The organism is Microbacterium xerophyticum (assembly GCF_053543555.1).
In genome coordinates, this window is the sequence record NZ_JBLVOB010000006.1 from 509169 (window position 1) to 511475 (window position 2307).

A 2307-nucleotide genomic window follows, 5' to 3' on the forward strand; every position below is an offset into this window, starting at 1 on the left:
GAGGGGGCCCCTTCTTCGTGCACGTGCCCCTTTCGGGAATACCCCCTAGGGGTATACGGTTGTGACTGATCGACCCCTTCGGAAGGATGAGATCATGACGCACGCACACCACGACGATCACATGCACGTCGTACGGGAGCATGCCGAGCATGAGCCGGCTGCGCACGAGCACGACGCGCACACGAAGGCTCCTGCCGAACACGCTTCGCACGGGCATCACGACCATGCCGATCACGTCGGTCAGTTCCGACGCCTGTTCTGGATCATGCTCATCGTCGCGGTACCGGTCGTCGCCACGTCCCCGATGTTCGGCATGGTGCTCGGGTATCAGCTCCCCGAGTGGACGGTGTGGGTCTCCGCAGTGCTCGGCACGGTGATGTACGCATGGGGAGGCGCTCCGTTCCTCTCCGGCGCTGTCTCTGAGCTTCGCGCCCGCACTCCTGGCATGATGCTGCTGATCGCGCTCGCGATCACGGTGGCCTTCTTCGCCTCCTGGGGCGCGACCCTCGGCATTCTTCACCACGAGCTCGAGTTCTGGTGGGAACTCGCCCTGCTGATCGTCATCATGCTGCTCGGACACTGGGTCGAGATGCGTTCGCTCGCTCAGACGAGCTCGGCGCTCGATTCGCTCGCCGCACTGCTCCCCGACGAAGCCGAACGCATCGACGGCGACACGATCACGACTGTGTCCCCCGACGCATTGCGCCAAGGCGACCTCGTGATGGTCAGGCCGGGCTCCCGGCTGCCTGCCGACGGCACGATCCGCGAAGGCAGCGCGCACCTCGACGAATCGATGATCACCGGTGAATCCCAGACTGTGCGTCGCACCGTCGGCGACCAGGTGGTCGCCGGTACCGTGGCGACCGACTCCGGCCTGCGCGTCGAGATCACCGCGGTCGGCGCTGACACCGCGCTCGCCGGCATCCAGCGACTGGTCACGGCAGCGCAGAACTCCTCGTCGCGCGCGCAGCGGATCGCCGACAAGGCCGCAGGGTGGCTCTTCTGGTTCGCGCTCGGAGCGGCGGCCATCACCGCCGTGGCGTGGTCGACGCTCGGAATGCCGGATCAGGCGATCATCCGCACCGTCACTGTCCTCGTGATCGCCTGCCCTCACGCGCTCGGCCTCGCCATCCCGCTGGTGGTCTCGATCGCGACGGAGCGCGCTGCGCGAGCTGGCGTCCTCGTCAAGGACCGACTCGCGCTGGAGAGCATGCGGACCGTCGACGTCGTGCTGTTCGACAAGACCGGAACCCTCACAAAGGGTGCGCCCACAGTCACCGCCGTGGACACCACGGCGGACCGTTCCAGCGACGCTCTGCTCGCACTCGCAGCCGCAGCCGAGAGCGATTCAGAGCACCCGCTCGCGAAGGCCATCGTCGGCGCGGCCGCAGCACGGGGTATCAGCGTCCCGGCCGCGTCCGACTTCTCGTCATCGCCGGCGATCGGCGTGCGCGCCGTCGTAGACGGTGAGACCGTGCAGGTCGGCGGTCCTCGGCTCCTCGAACAGGAGAAGGGCGAAGAGCGGCCCATCGCGGACGACTGGCGCCAGGAAGGCGCGATCATCCTCCACGTACTGGTGGACGGCCGGGTGGCCGGCGCGCTGCGCCTGGCCGACGAGATCCGTCCCGAATCGCGTGAGGCCGTCGCCGCCCTCCACGCTCGCGGCGTGCAGGTCGTGATGATCACCGGCGATGCAGAGGCGGTGGCGTCCGCGGTGGCCGCCGAGCTCGACATCGACCGCGTCTACGCCGGTGTGCGGCCGGAGGACAAGGCGTCCAAGGTGCGTGAGCTGCAGGCGGAAGGGCACCGCGTCGCGATGGTCGGTGACGGGGTCAACGACGCACCCGCTCTCGCGCAGGCCGACGTCGGCATCGCGATCGGCGCGGGTACGGACGTCGCGATCGCCTCAGCAGGCGTGATCCTCGCCGGCGACGACCCGCGCTCGGTGCTGTCGGTGATCGACCTCTCCCGTGCGAGCTACCGGAAGATGACCCAGAACCTCTGGTGGGCCGCCGGCTACAACCTGATCTCCGTGCCGTTGGCCGCCGGAGTGCTCGCCCCCGTCGGCTTCGTTCTGCCGATGTCGGTCGGCGCGATCCTGATGTCGCTCTCGACGATCGTGGTCGCTCTCAACGCGCAACTGCTCAGAAGAGTCGATCTGTCCCACGCGAACCCCGAAGCGTGAGCTCAGGCGGCTGCGAAGCGCGCCGGCGTCGTTCCCAGGATCCTGCGGAAGTGCCGGGTGAGATGGGCCTGATCATGGAAACCGGCGGATGCCGCGGCATCCGCCGGTTTCCAGCCATCGAC

The 2307-nt window shown here is 68.2% G+C and carries 1 protein-coding gene; it reads left to right on the plus strand.

The genetic code is table 11. The annotated features are described in order from the left end of the window. The first annotated feature begins 94 nt into the window (after positions 1–94). Positions 95–2185 (plus strand): heavy metal translocating P-type ATPase, encoded by a 2091-nt coding sequence (locus tag ACNPNP_RS09125; RefSeq protein WP_448965710.1) that lies wholly within the window; start codon positions 95–97, stop codon positions 2183–2185. The last annotated feature ends 122 nt before the right edge of the window (positions 2186–2307 follow it).